Source organism: Rhizobium anhuiense bv. trifolii (genome assembly GCF_024346605.1).
Classification (GTDB): Bacteria; Pseudomonadota; Alphaproteobacteria; order Rhizobiales; family Rhizobiaceae; genus Rhizobium; species Rhizobium anhuiense.
In genome coordinates this window covers 3703624-3720412 of record NZ_CP098803.1, presented here as the reverse complement: position 1 = coordinate 3720412, position 16789 = coordinate 3703624, and the positions used below count along the sequence as shown (strand labels likewise).

Annotated in this window: 17 protein-coding genes and 1 pseudogene; 11 read left to right on the top strand and 7 right to left on the bottom strand. The window is 62.2% G+C overall.

Annotated features, from left to right (window positions below; genetic code table 11):
* Positions 1 to 189: 189 nt before the first annotated feature.
* From NE851_RS27105 to queF, 5 genes are all read left to right on the top strand, one after another.
* Entirely contained in the window at positions 190 to 2379 is a 2190-nt protein-coding gene (locus NE851_RS27105; protein WP_063474512.1) for an anthranilate synthase, read from the top strand.
* Positions 2380 to 2510: 131 nt separating this feature from the next.
* Entirely contained in the window at positions 2511 to 2750 is a 240-nt protein-coding gene (locus NE851_RS27100; RefSeq protein WP_047611312.1) for a hypothetical protein, read from the top strand.
* A gap of 15 nt (positions 2751 to 2765) precedes the next feature.
* The gene (locus NE851_RS27095) at positions 2766 to 3437 is read left to right on the top strand and encodes a DUF2161 domain-containing phosphodiesterase (protein WP_047611309.1); all 672 of its coding nucleotides are present in this window, start codon (positions 2766 to 2768) and stop codon (positions 3435 to 3437) included.
* 217 nt (positions 3438 to 3654) lie between these two features.
* Positions 3655 to 4569, top strand: a complete 915-nt coding sequence (gene emfA / locus NE851_RS27090; RefSeq protein WP_047611305.1) for a CDF family cation efflux transporter EmfA — start codon at positions 3655 to 3657, stop codon at positions 4567 to 4569.
* On the top strand, positions 4569 to 5033 hold the full coding sequence (queF, locus tag NE851_RS27085; RefSeq protein ID WP_254959070.1) for a preQ(1) synthase: 465 nt from the start codon (positions 4569 to 4571) through the stop codon (positions 5031 to 5033). Before emfA ends, queF begins: the two co-directional genes overlap by 1 nt.
* Before the next feature lie 192 nt (positions 5034 to 5225).
* Here the strand turns inward: queF and NE851_RS27080 are convergent, their stop codons facing one another.
* Entirely contained in the window at positions 5226 to 5996 is a 771-nt protein-coding gene (locus NE851_RS27080) for a DUF2076 domain-containing protein (protein WP_254959068.1), read from the bottom strand.
* Positions 5997 to 6326: 330 nt separating this feature from the next.
* On the opposite strand from NE851_RS27080, the gene NE851_RS27075 reads away from it, so the two are divergent.
* The 4 genes from NE851_RS27075 to leuA all read left to right on the top strand — a co-directional run bounded on the left by NE851_RS27075 (position 6327) and on the right by leuA (position 10443).
* Entirely contained in the window at positions 6327 to 6911 is a 585-nt protein-coding gene (locus NE851_RS27075) for an ATP-dependent Clp protease proteolytic subunit (protein ID WP_029867921.1), read from the top strand.
* Between the two features lie 186 nt (positions 6912 to 7097).
* A complete protein-coding gene (locus NE851_RS27070) occupies positions 7098 to 8288 on the top strand; it encodes a benzoate/H(+) symporter BenE family transporter (protein ID WP_254959065.1) in 1191 nt (396 codons plus the stop codon).
* Between the two features lie 138 nt (positions 8289 to 8426).
* Entirely contained in the window at positions 8427 to 8552 is a 126-nt protein-coding gene (locus NE851_RS27065; protein ID WP_254959063.1) for a hypothetical protein, read from the top strand.
* 157 nt (positions 8553 to 8709) lie between these two features.
* A complete protein-coding gene (gene leuA, locus NE851_RS27060; RefSeq protein ID WP_029867923.1) occupies positions 8710 to 10443 on the top strand; it encodes a 2-isopropylmalate synthase in 1734 nt (577 codons plus the stop codon).
* 12 nt (positions 10444 to 10455) lie between these two features.
* Here the strand turns inward: leuA and NE851_RS27055 are convergent.
* A pseudogene (locus tag NE851_RS27055) lies at positions 10456 to 10942 on the bottom strand (winged helix-turn-helix transcriptional regulator).
* Between the two features lie 5 nt (positions 10943 to 10947).
* On the opposite strand from NE851_RS27055, the gene NE851_RS27050 reads away from it, so the two are divergent.
* Entirely contained in the window at positions 10948 to 11976 is a 1029-nt protein-coding gene (locus tag NE851_RS27050; protein ID WP_254959058.1) for a quinone oxidoreductase family protein, read from the top strand.
* A 97-nt stretch (positions 11977 to 12073) separates the two neighbouring features.
* On the opposite strand, the gene NE851_RS27045 is transcribed toward NE851_RS27050, so the two are convergent.
* The 4 genes from NE851_RS27045 to NE851_RS27030 form a co-directional block, all read right to left on the bottom strand.
* Positions 12074 to 12916 (bottom strand): anti-sigma factor family protein, encoded by an 843-nt coding sequence (locus NE851_RS27045; RefSeq protein WP_254959056.1) that lies wholly within the window; start codon positions 12914 to 12916, stop codon positions 12074 to 12076.
* 2 nt (positions 12917 to 12918) lie between these two features.
* Positions 12919 to 13428 (bottom strand): RNA polymerase sigma factor, encoded by a 510-nt coding sequence (locus NE851_RS27040; RefSeq protein WP_047611295.1) that lies wholly within the window; start codon positions 13426 to 13428, stop codon positions 12919 to 12921.
* Positions 13429 to 13615: 187 nt separating this feature from the next.
* A complete protein-coding gene (locus NE851_RS27035; protein ID WP_254959052.1) occupies positions 13616 to 14176 on the bottom strand; it encodes a tetratricopeptide repeat protein in 561 nt (186 codons plus the stop codon).
* Between the two features lie 159 nt (positions 14177 to 14335).
* Complete coding sequence (locus NE851_RS27030) at positions 14336 to 15244, bottom strand: metallophosphoesterase family protein (RefSeq protein WP_254962451.1); 909 nt, start codon at positions 15242 to 15244, stop codon at positions 14336 to 14338.
* 70 nt (positions 15245 to 15314) lie between these two features.
* Between NE851_RS27030 and NE851_RS27025 the strand changes: the two genes are divergently transcribed.
* A complete protein-coding gene (locus tag NE851_RS27025) occupies positions 15315 to 15794 on the top strand; it encodes an NUDIX domain-containing protein (protein ID WP_029867931.1) in 480 nt (159 codons plus the stop codon).
* Positions 15795 to 15800: 6 nt separating this feature from the next.
* On the opposite strand, the gene NE851_RS27020 is transcribed toward NE851_RS27025, so the two are convergent.
* Complete coding sequence (locus NE851_RS27020; protein WP_254959049.1) at positions 15801 to 16787, bottom strand: glutathione S-transferase family protein; 987 nt, start codon at positions 16785 to 16787, stop codon at positions 15801 to 15803.
* Between the last annotated feature and the right edge of the window lie 2 nt (positions 16788 to 16789).

Below are 16789 nucleotides of genomic sequence, written 5' to 3'. Positions count from 1 at the left end.
GCAATGGCTGATCTCAGGCTAACAATTTTTCATGATCAAGTCCTTGAACATTGCTGTTTGGTGGTGGGTTCGCTAAGGCGGCCTCGACTAATCGTGTCCAAAGACGACGAGTGAGCCGCCCGAAACTTCGAGGCGGCTTTTTTGTTTTATGGCCGCCTGTCGTCCGGGCCCCGATAACGGAGTGGAACAATGGTAACGATCCTGCGGGATGATGGTGCGGAAATCTACGAGACCAAGGGCGGGATATCCGTCACGCGGCAGCGGCGGGCGATTCCCTACGGCGATGCGGTCTCTTCCTATGTCGACAAGCTCGACGAGCGCCGCGGTGCGGTGTTCTCGTCGAACTACGAATATCCGGGCCGATACACGCGTTGGGATACTGCCGTCGTCGATCCGCCGCTCGGCATCTCCTCCTTCGGGCGCGACGTCTGGATCGAAGCCTTTAACGAACGTGGCGAAGTGATCCTCGGCTTCGTAACCGAGCGGCTGAAGACGGTGGCCGACCTTGTGCTCGGCGCTTCCTCTGCCCGTCGCCTCGACCTGACCGTCAAGACACCGGACCGGGTGTTCACCGAGGAAGAGCGCTCGAAGATGCCGACGGTCTTCACCGTGCTGCGCGCCGTGACCGATTTGTTCTATTCGCAGGCGGATGCGAGCCTCGGGCTTTACGGCGCCTTCGGCTACGACATCGCCTTCCAGTTCGACGCGATCGATCTGAAGCTGACGCGGCCCGCCGACCAGCGCGACATGGTGCTCTACCTGCCGGACGAGATCCTCGTCGTCGACAATTATGCCGCCAAAGCCTGGATCGACCGTTACGATTTCGAAAAAGGCGGCGTTTCGACCGAGGGCAAGGCCCAGGATATCGCGCCCGACCCCTTCCAGCATACGGATTCCATTCCGCCGAAGAGCGATCACCGGCCGGGCGAATATGCCGATCTTGTCACCAAGGCGAAGGAAAGTTTCCGCAAGGGCGACCTCTTCGAAGTCGTGCCGGGGCAGAAGTTCATGGAACGCTGCGACAGCAAGCCTTCCGATATTTCCAGGCGGCTGAAGGCGATCAATCCGTCGCCCTATTCCTTCTTCATCAATCTCGGCCATCAGGAATATCTGGTCGGCGCCTCGCCCGAAATGTTCGTGCGCGTTTCCGGCCGCCGCATCGAGACCTGCCCGATCTCGGGCACCATCAAGCGCGGCGACGATCCGATTGCCGACAGCGAGCAGATCCTCAAGCTTTTGAATTCGAAGAAGGACGAATCCGAACTCACCATGTGCTCGGATGTCGACCGTAACGACAAGAGCCGGGTGTGCGAACCGGGCTCGGTCAAGGTGATCGGCCGCCGGCAGATCGAGATGTATTCGCGCCTCATCCACACGGTCGACCATATCGAGGGACGGCTGCGCGACGACATGGATGCCTTCGACGGTTTTCTCAGCCATGCCTGGGCCGTCACCGTCACCGGCGCCCCGAAGCTCTGGGCGATGCGCTTCATCGAGAGCCATGAAAAAAGCCCACGGGCCTGGTATGGCGGGGCGATCGGCATGGTCGGCTTCAACGGCGATATGAACACCGGCCTGACGCTGCGCACCGTGCGCATCAAGGACGGCATCGCCGAGGTGCGCGCCGGTGCGACGCTGCTCAACGATTCCATTCCCGATGAGGAAGAAGCAGAAACCGAACTGAAGGCCTCCGCCATGCTTTCCGCCATCAGAGACGCCAAGACCGGCAATTCCGGCAAGATCCAGCGCGACGTCGCAAGCGTTGGCAAGGGCGTCAACATCCTGCTCGTCGATCACGAGGACAGCTTCGTTCACACGCTTGCCAATTATTTCCGCCAGACGGGGGCGACGGTTTCGACCGTGCGTACGCCGGTGCCGGAGGAAATCTTCGACCGTTTGAATCCGGACCTCGTCGTGCTGTCGCCTGGCCCCGGAACCCCCAAGGATTTCGACTGCAAAGCGACGATCAAGAGGGCGCGGGCGCGCAATCTGCCGATCTTCGGCGTCTGCCTCGGCCTGCAGGCGCTTGCCGAGGCCTATGGCGGGGAATTGCGCCATCTGGCGTTGCCGATGCACGGCAAGCCCTCGCGCATCCGCGTGCTGGAGCCGGGCATCGTTTTCTCTGGCCTTTCGAAAGAGGTGACCGTCGGCCGCTACCACTCGATCTTCGCCGATCCCTCGACGCTGCCGCGCGAATTCATCATCACGGCGGAGAGCGAGGACGGTACGATCATGGGCATCGAACACGCCAAGGAACCGATCGCCGCGGTGCAGTTCCACCCCGAATCGATCATGACGCTCGGCGGCGATGCCGGCATGCGGATGATCGAGAATGTGGTGGCGCATCTGGCGCGCAAGGTGAAGACCAAAGCTGCCTGAGCGCAATTCCACCTCTCCCTTCCTGCTTTGCGGGAGGGGAGAGGCGGGTCAGCGGCGTTCACATCAGAGTTCGGTTGACTTCTTCCAGCAAATCAGAACATTTCAGGAACGATCAATCGGAACCCGTCGCCGTGGCCAATGCTGAAAAGTTCATCATTCTCCCTTATCGTAAGAACCGCGGCAATCTCGTGCCCGGTGAAATGCGCCAGGCATCGAACTCCGTCAGCGCGGAAAAGATCGCTTCGGCGATGGCCCAGCGTTTCGTCGGCGTGGCGGCCTATGCCGTAATCGTCGATGAAGAAACCGGCGACATGTCGTCGCCGCGGTTGCTCGCGCGATATGGCGAGATTGCCGATCTCAACGCCGCCTGAGGCGCGGTTTTCAGCATGGAGACATCACTCTACCTGCCGGTTAAAGCTTTCCTGGAGGCGGCCGGTTATGTCGTCAAGGGCGAGGTCGGCGGATGCGATCTCGTGGGGTTGAGCGATGGCGAGCCGCCGGTCGTGGTGGTCTGCGAACTCAAACTCTCCTTCAACCTCGAACTGCTTCTGCAGGCGGTCGACCGGGCGGCGATGAGCGATGAGGTCTGGATCGCGGCCCGCGTTTCCGCCAAGGGGCGCGGGCGAGAGGCCGACAGACGCTACCGCGACCTCTGCCGGCGCCTCGGCATCGGCATGCTCGGCGTTTCCGATGGCGGCGAGGTCAGCGTCATCGTCAGCTCCGTCTCGCCGATGCCGCGCACCAATCCGAAGCGGCGCTCGCGCCTCGTCAAGGAGCATCAGCGCCGCCGCGGTGATCCGGCCGTCGGCGGCGGCTCGCGGGCGCCGATCATGACCGCCTATCGCCAGCAGGCGCTGTTGTGCGCCGCCGCACTCGAGCGGGGATTGGCGCGGCCGCGGGATATGAAGGCGCTTACGCCCAAGGCCGGCCCGATCCTGCGCGACAACGTCTACGGATGGTTCGAGCGCATGGAAAAAGGCGTTTATGCCCTGACGCCTGCAGGGCAGGCCGCTCTTCTACGCTGGCCGCAGCCTGTATTTTCCGACCCGCCACCTTGAAAGCTGCGCTGTAGGGAGCATCGGCGGGATCGCTCAGTATGCCGCTTTCCGACCGGAGACGGCAACGCCTGTGAACGACTTGTCATTCCCCTTTGACAAATCCGCCGTCATCGCCCATATCACCCTTAACTGAACCGCCTGCGCGACATTCGCGTGGGCGGTTTTGCGTTTCAACGGCTTGAATTCTGCAATTCATTCGCAACCGCAGGGGAACGATATGAGTGACAATGGCGATCTTACGGTTCGAAAGCTGGCGATGTGGGGGATTCCGCTGTCGCTCGGCGTCATGGGCCTGAAGATGGTGGCTTGGTGGGTGACCGGATCGGTGGCGCTGCTGTCCGACGGGCTCGAATCCTCGGTCAACGTCGTTGCCGCCTTCGTCGCCTTCTTCGTCATCCGCTATGCGCAGAAGCCTGCCGATCACGACCATCCCTTCGGCCATCACAAGGCGGAATATCTGTCTGCCGTCACCGAAGGCGTGCTGATCGTCGTCGCTGCCCTGCTGATCGTCACCGAGGCGATCGGTTATCTCGCCGAGCCGCGCATGCTGGATGCACCCGTCCTCGGCCTTGCGATCAATTTCGCGGCCGGCGTCATCAACGCGATCTGGGCGCGGTTGCTGATCCGCACTGGGCGCAGGCATCGCTCGGCGGCACTGATGGCGGACGGTCAGCATATCATGTCCGATGTGGTGACCTCCATCGGCGTGCTCGTCGGCCTGCTGCTGGCGCTGGCGACAGGTTATGCGATCTTCGACCCGGTGCTTGCCATCCTCGTTGCCGTCAACATCTTGTATCAGGGCTGGAAGGTGATCTCGCAATCGATCGGCGGGCTGATGGACCAGGCGGTCGAGCCACAGGAAGAGGAGGCGATCAAGCAGGCGATCGCCACCCATGCGGCGGGCTCCATCGGCGTGCATGACCTGAAGACGAGGCGGGCGGGCACCGTCACCTTCATCGATTTTCACATGGTGGTGCCCGGCGGGATGTCCGTGCGACAGGCGCATGATATATGCGATCGCCTTGAGGATGCCATCAGGGCAGTGCACGAGGGCGCCACTATCGCAATTCACGTGGAGCCCGAGGGCGAAAAGGCTCACGGCATCCGCGTCAAAGTCGTCAAGGAGGCATGATGCCGAGTACCGATGTTTCCAGCCTGTCGATGCTGGGTCAGCAAACCGAAACCCCGCAATCGCCGGAGGAGGCGGTGCTTGAAAAAGTGCCGTCCAACCATGCCGGTACCGACTACGTTGTCCGCTTCACCGCGCCGGAATTCACCTCGCTCTGCCCGATGACCGGGCAGCCGGATTTCGCCCATATCGTCATCGACTACATTCCGGGCGAATGGCTGGTGGAATCGAAATCGCTGAAGCTCTTCCTGCATTCCTTCCGCAATCACGGCGCTTTCCACGAGGATTGTTCGATCTACATCGCCAAGCGCATCCTCGAGCTGCTCGATCCCCGGTGGCTGAGGATAGGCGCCTATTGGTATCCGCGCGGAGGCATTCCGATCGACGTCTTCTGGCAGACGGGCAGGCCGCCGGAAGGCGTGTGGCTGCCGGAGCAGGGTGTTGCCACCTATCGCGGGCGTGGGTGAGGAGCGGTCGGGCGCAGCCCGAGCAATCGATGTTTTTTCTTCAACGCAATTCCGGACGAAAAACCGCGAGGCACTTTTTCTGGAATTGCTCTCAATCGATTGCAGCGACGAACGCCCTGAACCTAAGCGAAAGGCCGGGCAACGGTGCGGCAATGTAAAACCAACCGCCGCTCGCGCCTTGGCCGTTAAACGTCAAGCATCCGTGACGTCATCTCCAGACGAGTCGTCGTTGTAATCGTCGTTATCGTCGTAGTCGGCCTGCTGCACGTCGGCGTCCTTGTCGTCACTTGCGTTGTCCGAGGCCTGGCGGGTGTCATCGTTGCCGTAATAATTGTTGATGACGGTTTCTTCGGTCGGCGCACTGGCATTGCCGAAGGGGTTGGCGCCGAAGGGCGAGCCCCAGCCGAGCGAGGACATGTGGTTGCCGAAGATGCCGCTCAGCGAATTGGCAAGCAGCATGCCACCGGCAACGCCCGCTGCCGTGCCGAGCGCGCCGCGCAGGAAGCTGCCGCCGGCCGATGGCGCATAGGCCTGCTGGCTCCAGGGGCCGGACGGCTGTTGCGGCGGCTGGCGGGCATCACGGTCGTAGCCACGGGGCTCGTCATAACCGCGGGAGGCCTGGCCCCATGGGCCGGGGTTGGAGGGGACAGGCGCGGGCTGCTGGGTCTGCGTATTGCCGAAGATCGAGCTCAGGAAGCCGCCGCCCTGTTCGGCCTGGTGGTGTTCACTGGCGCCGGCTTCCAGCTGGCGGATATGCTCTTCGAGTTCCTTGATATGATTGGCGGCCGCCTCCAACCCCTTTTCCTGAACGATGACGGCCTGGGCCAGATAATAGGTGGCCGATGGCTGTTCGCGCGTTGCCTGGTCGATCAGCGCTTCAGCCTCGCGGTCGCGCGGTGTGGCCGCGGCGGTGCGCACGCGGTCGAAGAGGGCGGTCAGCAGTTGGCGTTCTTCCGGTGACATGTCCTGTCTCCTAATGATCTAGAGCGCCGCGCGTCCGATAGGACGCGCTAAGGACGCTCTATCAATTTAAAACTGCGCATAATCCTTTCCGACAATCGATTCCGATTTCGGGGTTATGCGCTGGCGGCGTTTGCCGCGTGAGGCTGAGGTAGGAACCGATTTTGGCTTTTCAAAGCCTTTCACCGTTACAATTCAGTAAGGCTTGCAGAACGGCGCGCGGCTTCTTAAGGATATCTGCATCGCTTCGGTGCCTTGTGTTTTTCCCGCATTGTTTTAGGCATTGAGTCGCACTATGTGCGAGGAACCCGAATTCATCTCCAAGAGGTTCGAATGAACGACGAAGACCAGGACGACAAGACGAAGGAACTGCCGCTCGGCAAGGAAACGGAGGCGAATCTTTTCAAGTCGCGTTCGATCTTCATCTACGGACCGATCAATCAGGAATTGGCGCAGAAGGTCTGCTCGCAGCTGGTGGCGCTCGCCGCAGCCAGCGACGAGGACATCCGCATCTATGTCAATTCGCCCGGTGGCCACGTCGAATCCGGCGATTCCATCCATGACATGATCAAGTTCATCAAGCCGAAGGTCTGGATGATCGGCACGGGCTGGGTCGCCTCGGCCGGCGCACTGATCTATGTCGCGGTTCCGAAAGAGCGGCGCCTGTGCCTGCCGAACACGCGTTTCCTGCTGCACCAGCCCTCCGGCGGCACGCGCGGCATGGCATCCGACATCGAGATCCAGGCGCGCGAGATCATCAAGATGAACGAGCGCCTGAACAGGATCATGGCGGCGGCCACCGGCCAGCCGCTCGACAAGATCGCCAAGGATACGGATCGCGACTACTGGCTTTCGGCCGAAGAGGCGAAGGACTATGGCCTCGTTTCGCGGGTTGTGACGTCGCAGTCCGACATCTGAGCTTTCTCAGCCAAGCTGCCAAGAAGCCGCCCTTGCCTGCCGATCGCAGGCGAGGGCGTTTTATCTTCGGCTGGTTTGAATGAAGATGGTTATCCGCAAGGGTTGAACGGAAAGCGCTGATTCCGGACTTGCGCCTGCGGCAGCCATCATGCTCCATGCGTCGCTCCTGCAGCCCACGAGTCCGCCATGCTCAAAGATTTTTCCGTCCAGGCCCTGTTCATGGGGCTGCTAACCGCTTTCGTCGGTTCCGCCAGCTCCTTTGCCGTCGTGCTGCACGGGCTGCAGGCGGTCGGCGCCACGGATGCTCAGGCGGCTTCGGGCTTGATGGCGTTGTCGATTTCCATGGGCATCTGCGCGATCGTGCTGAGCGCCGTGACCCGATTGCCGATCAGCATTGCCTGGTCGACGCCGGGCGCCGCACTGCTGGCAAGCACCGGGGCGATCGAGGGCGGCTTCAATGCGGCGGTCGGAGCGTTCCTGATCTGTGCTGTATTGATCATCGTCGCGGGGCTTTTCAAGCCGCTTGGCCGGGCGGTGGCCGCCATTCCGGCGCCGCTCGCCAATGCGATGCTCGCCGGCGTGCTGATCGGCCTCTGCTTCGCGCCGGTGAAGGCAATCGGCTTCAATCCGCTGTTTGGCCTGCCGATCGTCGTCGCCTGGATCGTCGTCGGCGCCTTCAAGCGGCTCTGGGCAGTGCCGGCGGCACTCGCAGCCTTCGCGCTGGTGCTCGCCTTCGGCGTCGATATCCCCGAGGGTGCGCTCAGATCGCTGGAACAATCGCTGGTGCCGACGGCGGAGATCGTCCGGCCGGTGTTCAATCTTGCCGGCCTCGTCTCGATCGCGCTGCCGCTTTTCATCGTCACCATGGCCTCACAGAATATCCCGGGTATCGCGGTCCTGAAGGTCAATCACTACGATCCCAAGCCCGGTCCGCTCTTTGCCGTCACCGGCTTCTTCTCGCTGCTGTCGGCGCCCTTCGGTGGCCACGCCGTCAATCTGGCGGCAATCACCGCGGCGATGTGTGCCGGGCAGGATGCCCATACCGATCCGAAGCGGCGCTATTGGGCGTCGCTGATCGCCGGCGTCGGTTATGTCATCCTCGGGCTGCTCGCCGGCGCGGTAACGGCCTTCGTCGCGCTCGCGCCTTCGATCCTGATCGAGGCGGTGGCGGGGCTGGCCCTGGTCGGTGCCTTCTCGTCCTCGGCAATGTCGGCGTTCCAGGCGCCGGATTCGCGCGAGGCGGCGGCGATCACCTTCCTCGTCACCGCCTCCGGCGTTTCCTTCGGCGGCATATCAGGCGCCTTCTGGGGCCTGATCGCAGGCGGGCTGATGCTCGCACTGTCGCGGCTGGTGAAGATGTGGAAAGACCGGGCTTAGTCACGGTCGTGGAAATGCCGAATCACGGCGCTTTGGAATATCTCCGTGACCGCAGGCGCGCCCGCGTCAACGCTGGGCGGCGACCAAAAGCCGGGCAAGGGCTTGCCAGTTCCACTGCCCGAGGTTATAAGCGCGGCCATGAAGACCACTGGCGCCAAGATTTCCAACAGCATTGCACGCGGCCGCATCGCCCTGCGTGACAATACGCGCGCCCTGACCTCGCTTCTTCTCCTCGGCCTTACGCGCGGTTGCCGGGTCCTTTGAGGAGCGCCCGGCGGCCGAAAGCCCGCCCGGCCATCGCTCCTCGCGACTCACTTTCAAAATTGACCTAACGACCGACAAAGGTCCGCATTTGTTTATCGCCAAGCCCGACACGATCGGCTAAGAGGCGGGGCAAATGCCGGGACGAGGAGACGATACGATGGACGCGAAGACGCAATCCTCCCAGAACAAGACCACCCCCGCAAAAGGCATGCCTGACGCCGCGGTGAAATACCGGGCCTATCCGCAGGTAAACATTCCCGACCGCACATGGCCGACGAAGACCATAACCAAGGCGCCGGTCTGGTGCTCGGTCGACCTGCGCGACGGCAACCAGGCGCTGGTCGATCCGATGGGCCACGACCGCAAGGCGCGCATGTTCCAACTGCTACTCGATATGGGTTTCAAGGAAGTCGAGATCGGCTTCCCCTCGGCTTCGCAGACCGACTTCGATTTTGCCCGCTGGTGCGTGGAGGAGGGCAATGTGCCCGCCGACGTCTCCCTGCAGGTGCTGGTGCAATGCCGCCCGGAACTCATCACCCGCACCTTCGAAGCGCTGGAAGGCGCAAACCGGCCGATCGTGCATTTCTATAACTCGACCAGCGAGCTGCAGCGGCGCGTCGTCTTCGCCAAGGATGTGCAGGGCATCAAGCAGATCGCCGTCGATGCCGCCAAGATGATCACCGATATGGCCACCAAGGCCGGCGGCGGCTACCGTTTCGAATATTCGCCAGAGAGCTTCACCGGCACCGAACTCGAGGTGGCGCTGGAAATCTGCAACGGCGTCATCGAGGTCGTCAAACCGACGCCCGATAACAAGTTGATCATCAATCTGCCGTCCACCGTCGAGATGGCGACGCCGAACGTCTATGCCGACCAGATCGAATGGATGTGCCGCAATCTCGACAATCGCGAGAACCTGATCATTTCGCTGCATCCGCATAACGACCGCGGCACGGGCATTGCCGCTGCCGAACTGGCATTGCTGGCAGGCGCCGACCGTGTCGAAGGCACGCTGTTCGGCAATGGCGAGCGCACCGGCAATGTCGACATGGTGACGATGGCGCTGAACATGTTCACCCAGGGCGTCGATCCCGGGATCGACTGCTCGAATATCGAGCGCATCAAGGAAGTGTTCGAATATTCGAACCAGATGGCGATCGGCGAGCGCCATCCGTATGTCGGCGAACTGGTCTATACCGCCTTCTCCGGCTCGCATCAGGATGCGATCAACAAGGGCATGAAGGCAGCACAGGTCGCCAACCATCCCGTATGGGAGGTCCCGTATCTGCCGATCGATCCGCGTGATGTCGGTCGTTCCTACGAGGCGATCATCCGCATCAACTCGCAATCCGGCAAGGGCGGCATTGCCTACATCCTGCAGCAGGATTACGGGCTGAACCTGCCGCGCAACCTGCAGGTCGAGTTCCGCGAGGACATTCAGCGCATTACCGACGTAGAGGGCAAGGAGCTTCCTTCGAAGCGCATTCACGATCGTTTCATCGAGCGCTACGTGACGCAGCCGAGCGCGCGCCTGAAATTCGTCGACCACCACACCTATCCCGATACTGAGCGCAAGGGCCAACGGGTCGTGGCCGCCGAGATCACCGACAATGGCGAGATCAAGCGCATCGAAGGGCGCGGCAACGGCCCGATCGACGGCTTCATCAACGCGCTGTCGCATTATCTCGGCATCGAGATGTCGGTCGAGGACTATTCCGAGCATTCGCTGCAGCACGGCTCGAATGCGGCGGCGATCTCCTATGTCGAGACCTCCTATCCCGGCGGCAAGCTCTTCGGCGCCGGCATCAATACCAACATCGTCGCGGCGTCGCTGGAGGCGATCGTCTCGGCCGCCAACCGTGTGCTCGAGGTGAAGGCCGGCAAGGCCTGATCTCAAAGGAACTCAGGCCGCGATCGTATCGGTGCGGCGCGGCCTGACGATGCAGTCGGCGATATCGCCGGCTTCGTTGCGCGCCTCGGCATGGCGCTGGCCCCATTGGCAGAGCGCCAGCAGCACCGGTTCGAGGCCGAGACCGAGTTCGGTCGCGCTGTATTCGACGCGGGCGGGGATTTCGGTAAAGATCCGGCGCGCAACCAGCCCATGTTCCTCCATTTCGCGCAGCTGCTGGATCAGCACCTTCTGGCTAATGGCCGGCATCATGCGCTTTAGCTCCGAAAGACGCTTCGGGCCGGAGAAGACGTAGTAGAGGATGACCGGCTTCCAGCGCCCTGAAATCACTTTCAGCGCGCGCTCGACCGGCAGCTCGGGGAGTCTTTTCATCGGCTCAGCCATGGTCACCTCCTGGTGGGTATGGCACGAAAGAGTGTGTATTTTTACAGGATATCCTATTGCTAAACCTGCCCCACGCCAAATCAGACGTGAGGTTCATCTGTTATGAAAGCGATACAATTCACGCGCTTCGGTCCGCCCGAAGTCCTCGAGGTGGTGGAACTGCCGGTTCCCGAGCCGGGGCCGGGTGAGGTTCTCATCCGCGTTCATGCGGCCGGCGTGAATTTCTTCGAGGTACTGATGCGGGCCGATCGCTATGCCGTATCGCCCGACCTGCCGATGTTTCCCGGTGTCGAGGTCGCGGGTATCATCGAGCGGGCGGGGCCCGGTGCCGATCGCTCGCTCATCGGCACGCGGGTTGCCGTTCCTCTCTTTGCGATCGGCCGCGGTTCGGGCGGTTATGCCGAGTTCGTCGCGGTCGACGCTGGGGCGGTGGTGCCGCTGCCGGATGCTGTCTCCTTCACGATGGCTGTGGCGCTGATGGTGCAGGGACTGACGGCGCTGCATCTCCTGCGCCGCAGCCCCGTCAATGGCAAAATCGTCCTCGTCAATGCGGCAGCCGGCGGTGTCGGCTCGCTGCTGCTGCAGCTTGCAAGACGCGACCGCGCAAAGATGGTGATCGCGGCGGCGAGCAGCGAGGAGAAACGGGCGCTTTCCCTGTCTCTCGGCGCCGATCATGTGGTCGACTATACGGCGCCCCGCTGGCAGGAGGAGGTCAAGGGGCTGAGCGGAGGGCTCGGCGCGGATATCATCTATGAAACCGTCGGCGGCGCGGTTTCAAGGGCGACGCTCGATGCGCTGGCGCCTTGCGGCGAGTTGGTGCCGGCGGCGATGGGACGATTCGGGCTTGGGGTCGCCGATATCGAGCGCATGCTTGATCAGAACCAGTCGATCAAGGGATTTTCGCTGTTGCCGCTGCTGACGCTCCAAGCTGTGCCAAGGGATCTTGGCGCGCTCTTCGATCTTGCGGCGACGGGCGCGCTGACGGTTGTCGAAGGCGGTCGCTTCCCACTGCATCGAGCCGCGGAGGCGCATCGCGTCATTGAGGAGCGGAGGGCGGTCGGAAAAGTGGTGTTGACGCCGTCAATCCAAGAAAGCGAGCCCGACGCGATGCCAAAAAACTTGGCCCCTTAAGCACCGTGCGTCCTTTCGGACGCACAAAGGACGCTCTAACAGTTTGAACCGACGCATCGTGCTTTCCGAAAATCGATTCCGATTTTCGGGCGATGCGCTAGATCGCCGTGGCGATCTCCATGGCGAGCTGGCCGAGCGTTGCTTCGGCGGAGGGACCGGCCAGCACATAGGAGGTGCCGGCATTATGCCAGGTTACGAGGCCGATCTCGTCCTTGATCGTTTCCTTGAAGTCGTCGGTCTCCGGCGGCTGCGCGTCCTTGCGGAAGCAGATGGAGATAACGTCGCCATCGGTGTTGGAATAGACGAGCTGCCCGACAGGGCGGCTGTCGCCGAGAATGACGCGCGCGCCTTGGAAGGTCCAGCCTTCGGCGCCGAGATCGGGCACGCGGAAGGGCACGCCGATCGCGGTCGTCAGCCAACTGGAGATTTCCTCGGCCTGCGAGGCGGGTACTTCGACGAGATGACGGGGCTGGCGGATCAGCAGGCGCTGATAGGCGGTGACATCGCCCAGCCAGTCGCTGGTATTGGCCGGCGCCGTGGCGGCGGTCGTGGTGGCGATTTCGTCGGCATCCGGGCTGGTGCCGACGAAATAGCCGATGCCGCAACCGACGACGAAGAGGATCAGAGCGGCGGCCAGCGCCTGCGGGCCGCTCGGCGCCAGTTTCACCTGCGGGCGCGTGGCACGCTGGGCGATCGGCGTCTTCGGCGGCTGCGTGCTCTTGATGGAGCGGACGAGGGCGAGCGGCACCGGCTCCTTCAGGATATCGTCGAGGCGCCGGCGGCCGAAATCGGCACCGTGGCGCAGCTTCTCATGCAGCCGGCGCGCATTCTCGTCGCTTGCCAGACGCTGCTCCAGTTCGTGCCTTTGTTCGGGCGAGACTTCGCCGTCGAGAAGGGCGGTAAGCTGGACTTCGAGCGGCAATTTCCTAAGATCGGGCAAATTCAGTACCTGTGGATCGGGTGGGTGCCGGCAAGCTCGGCAAAGTGCAGCCTTGCGGCGGCGAGCTGCGAAACGACGCTTGCCACTGGGATGCCCATAATGTCGGCCGCCTGCTGGTAGCTGTGGCCTTCGACGTCGACAAGCAGGAACATGCTGGAAACGCCATCCGGCATATCGGCGATCATGTGATGGATGGCGTCGGGATCGACGGCAGCCGCCCGTTCGCGTGCGGCCTCACGAAGATCGGTGACGTTGCCGCGGACGGAAGCCTTCGGCTTGCGCTTGCGGCTGTCGTCAGTCCATTGCTGGCGGGCAAGCATGTAGATCCAGCTTTCCAGCCGGCCTTCGCCGCTCCATTGATGCCCCTTGGCGATGGCGCGCTGACAGACGGCCTGAACGAGTTCGTCGGCCACGGCAACCTCACCCGCGAGCGTGATCGCGAAGCGGCGAAGGCGGGGCAGAAGGCCGACGAGATCACGTCGGAGATCGATGGTCGTTGCGGGTTGACGCATTGTCTATCCAAGAAGCATTCACAATGGTTTCGCGGACGAAGGGATTGCCCTCGGGCGCGAAGCCGACCTTATCGACGCCGGCGATGCATGTGCTTTATGAAACAAGTCTCCTGCACTGCGCAAGCATCCGGTCGTTTTCATCCCTCTTTCCCAAGGGATTTTCGTATTGTGGCCCACAAAGCTTGCGTCAATATGTCTTGTAGCCGTTCAAGCTTTGCAGCAGCGCGCGATAGGCCCAGGTGCCTTCGCCGCCGCGATCACGGATTTCGACAAGCTGAACGCGGGCGCCCTGAATGTCTCCCTGTTCGACCAGCGCCATGCCCATGTAGGAGCGGGCGAGGATGTAATTCTCATCCGCCTGCAGCGCCTTGCGGTAGTAGGACATGCCGAGTTCCATGCGGCCGGCCTTGCGGTTGGCGTAGCCGAGATAGTTCAGGATGCGCGGGTCGTTCTGATTGCGGGCGAGATTGAGCACGGTGATGGCGTTGTCATACTGGCCGGCATAGGCAAACTCCCGGGCGAACTTATAGAGATCGTCGTCGTTGAAGCTGCTCTTCTTCGGATTGACGCATTCCTTCTTGGCCTTGTCCCAGACCTTGCCGCCGGTGCAGGTTTTGGTCGTCTGGGTCTTCGGCGGCGGATTGGTGTCATCGTTGCTGTCGCCGACCGCGAAAGCGGCCGTGGCGATGCCGAAGGCAAAGCCGGCGGCGAGCGAAAATCTGGACAGGTGACGGAAAGGAGAAATCATGGGCGGGCTCCGTTCTCAGGCGATGCTGTTGCTGGAATTGTACGCTTACCACTAAAAATACCAAGAGGGTAAGCAACCTCCATGGCAAATGTTGCGGCGACGGCCTGATCTCTTCGCAGATCGATTCAAGTGCTGCACAAAAAGAGTCCGGAACTGGCGCTAACGCGCGAAAATATCGGCGCTTTCCGGTATCACCGCGTCGCCGGCCCTGTTGAGGCTGAAACGCTCGCCGCGGAGTTCCCAGGCGCCTGGAGAGCCCTCGATGGAGAAGAGGTTATAAGCGGCGGCCGGCTTGATGCTGCCGGGTCCCTGCGAGGCCGACGCGATGCCGACGACGGGCACCGGCTGCACTTGGCCGCGCAGCCAGTGCAGCGTGTTCAGGTGCGTATGGCCGTGCAGCACGAGTTCGGCGCCGCCCGTCGAAATTACGGCGGCGAAGCGGCGGATGCCGATCATCCGTTTGTAGAAGGCCGTGGCGCCGCGGATCGGCGGATGGTGGATCATGACGACGCGAAAGAGACCGGCTTCGCCGGCCGCGCGCAACATGTTGACGGTGTCGCGGGCCTGGCGCGCGCCGAAAAAGCCGGAAGCGGCAAAGGGAGGGGTGGCGACCGCCGTCGAGCAACCGACGATCGCGACTTTGTCGCGGATGCGCAGATAGGGGAAGACGTGGCGATCCTCCTGCCATTGCGGCGGGGCGAGATCGCCGCGGACATAATCGTACCAGGCGCGCATTGACTTCTCATAGGCGCCGGGCACATAGGCGTCGTGGTTGCCGGGAACGACCGAGGTGTCGGCGGGATCGCCGAGCATGCGCAGCCAGGCGGCGGCGGCGCGGATCTCGATGCCGCTCGCCAGATTGACGAGGTCGCCGGTGACGGCCAGGTGATCGGCCTGGCGGGCGCGGATATCCTCGAGCAGCAGATCCAACGTGCTGCCGAAAAGGTGCTTGCGTCGGTTTCGATGCCAGTTCACAAAGCCGGTTATGCGTTTTGAAAACAGCTCTTGAATGGAAAGGCGGGGCAGCGGTCCGAGGTGGACGTCGGAAATATGCGCGAGCTTGAACATGCTACGAGACATAGACCAGCTTATTGACAAATCAAACACATCCGGCGCGATGAATAGCCGAAACGGAACCATGGTGGATAAAGAGAAGCGCCCCCCTCATATCAGGCTGGCCTTGCGCCTGCTGCATGTTTATTTCTCCTTCGCCCGCGGCATGACGATGGGCGTCAGGGCCGCCTGCTTCGATGCGGACGGCCGGATTTTTCTCGTGCGTCACAGTTATATCGGTGGCTGGCATATGCCGGGCGGCGGACTGGAGCGTAACGAGACGGTAGAAGAAGCGCTGGTCAAGGAGCTACGCGAGGAGGGCAACCTCAGGATCATCGGCAAGCCGGAACTGGTCCAGGTCTACTTCAATACCACGACGACCCGGCGCGACCATGTCGTGTTCTACAGGGCGACCGTCGAGCAGACGGCGCCCCGTCCGCCGGACTGGGAAATCTCCGACAGCGGGTTCTTTTTCCTCGACAGCCTGCCCGAGGGTACGACCGAGGCGACGCATCGCCGCCTCGCCGAGCTTCGGGGCGAGCAGGAGCCCGATCACCGCTGGTAAGAAGTATCAGGCGGCATTTAGCCTGGCGCGGCCATGCGGGCTGTCGAGATCGAGCGCCGGACCGACAGGGACGATGCCAGTCGGATTGATCGTCTTGTGGCTGCGGTAATAATGCTGCTTGATGTGGTGCAGGTTCACCGTCTCGGCAACGCCCGCCGTCTGGTAGAGGTCCCTGAGATAACCGGGTAAGTTGCGGTAATCGGCGATGCGGCGGATGTTGCACTTGAAATGGCCGACATAGACGGGGTCGAAGCGCACCAGCGTGGTGAACAGGCGCCAGTCGGCCTCGGTCAATCTGTTGCCGAAGAGGTAGCGGCCCTTGCCCAAGCGTTCGTCGAGCATGTCGAGCGTTTCGAACAGTTTGCCGACGTTTTCCTCATAGGCCGCCTGGGTTGTGGCAAAACCCGCCTTGTAGACGCCGTTGTTGACGGTGTCGTAGACGGTAGTATTAAGCGCATCGATTTCGGCACGGATATCCTCGGGATAGAAATCGGCCTTCGAGCCGGTCAAGCCGTCGAAAGCGCTATTGAACATCCGGATGATCTCGGCGGATTCGTTGCTGACGATCGTGCCGGTTTTCTTGTCCCAGAGCACGGGAACGGTGACGCGGCCGGAATAGTGCGGATCGGCTCTGACATAGATCTGCCAGAGCGCGGACGCACCGAAGAGCTGGTCGCCGGTGGCGCCGTCGCCGACCTTGAACTCCCAGCCATTCTCCGCCATCAGCGGATCGATGACGGAGACCGAGATCAGCCCTTCGAGCTTCTTCAGCTTGCGGAAGATCAGCGTGCGATGCGCCCAGGGGCAGGCAAGCGAGACATAGAGGTGGTAACGCCCGGCCTCGGCCTTGAAGCCGCCGGCGCCGGAAGGGCCGGCTTCACCGTCCGACGTCACCCAGTTGCGAAACTGCGAGGGCTGCCGCTTGAAATGGCCCTTGCTCTCCTTCGTGTCGTACCAGACGTCATGCCAGACGCCATCCACCAGCATTCCCATGG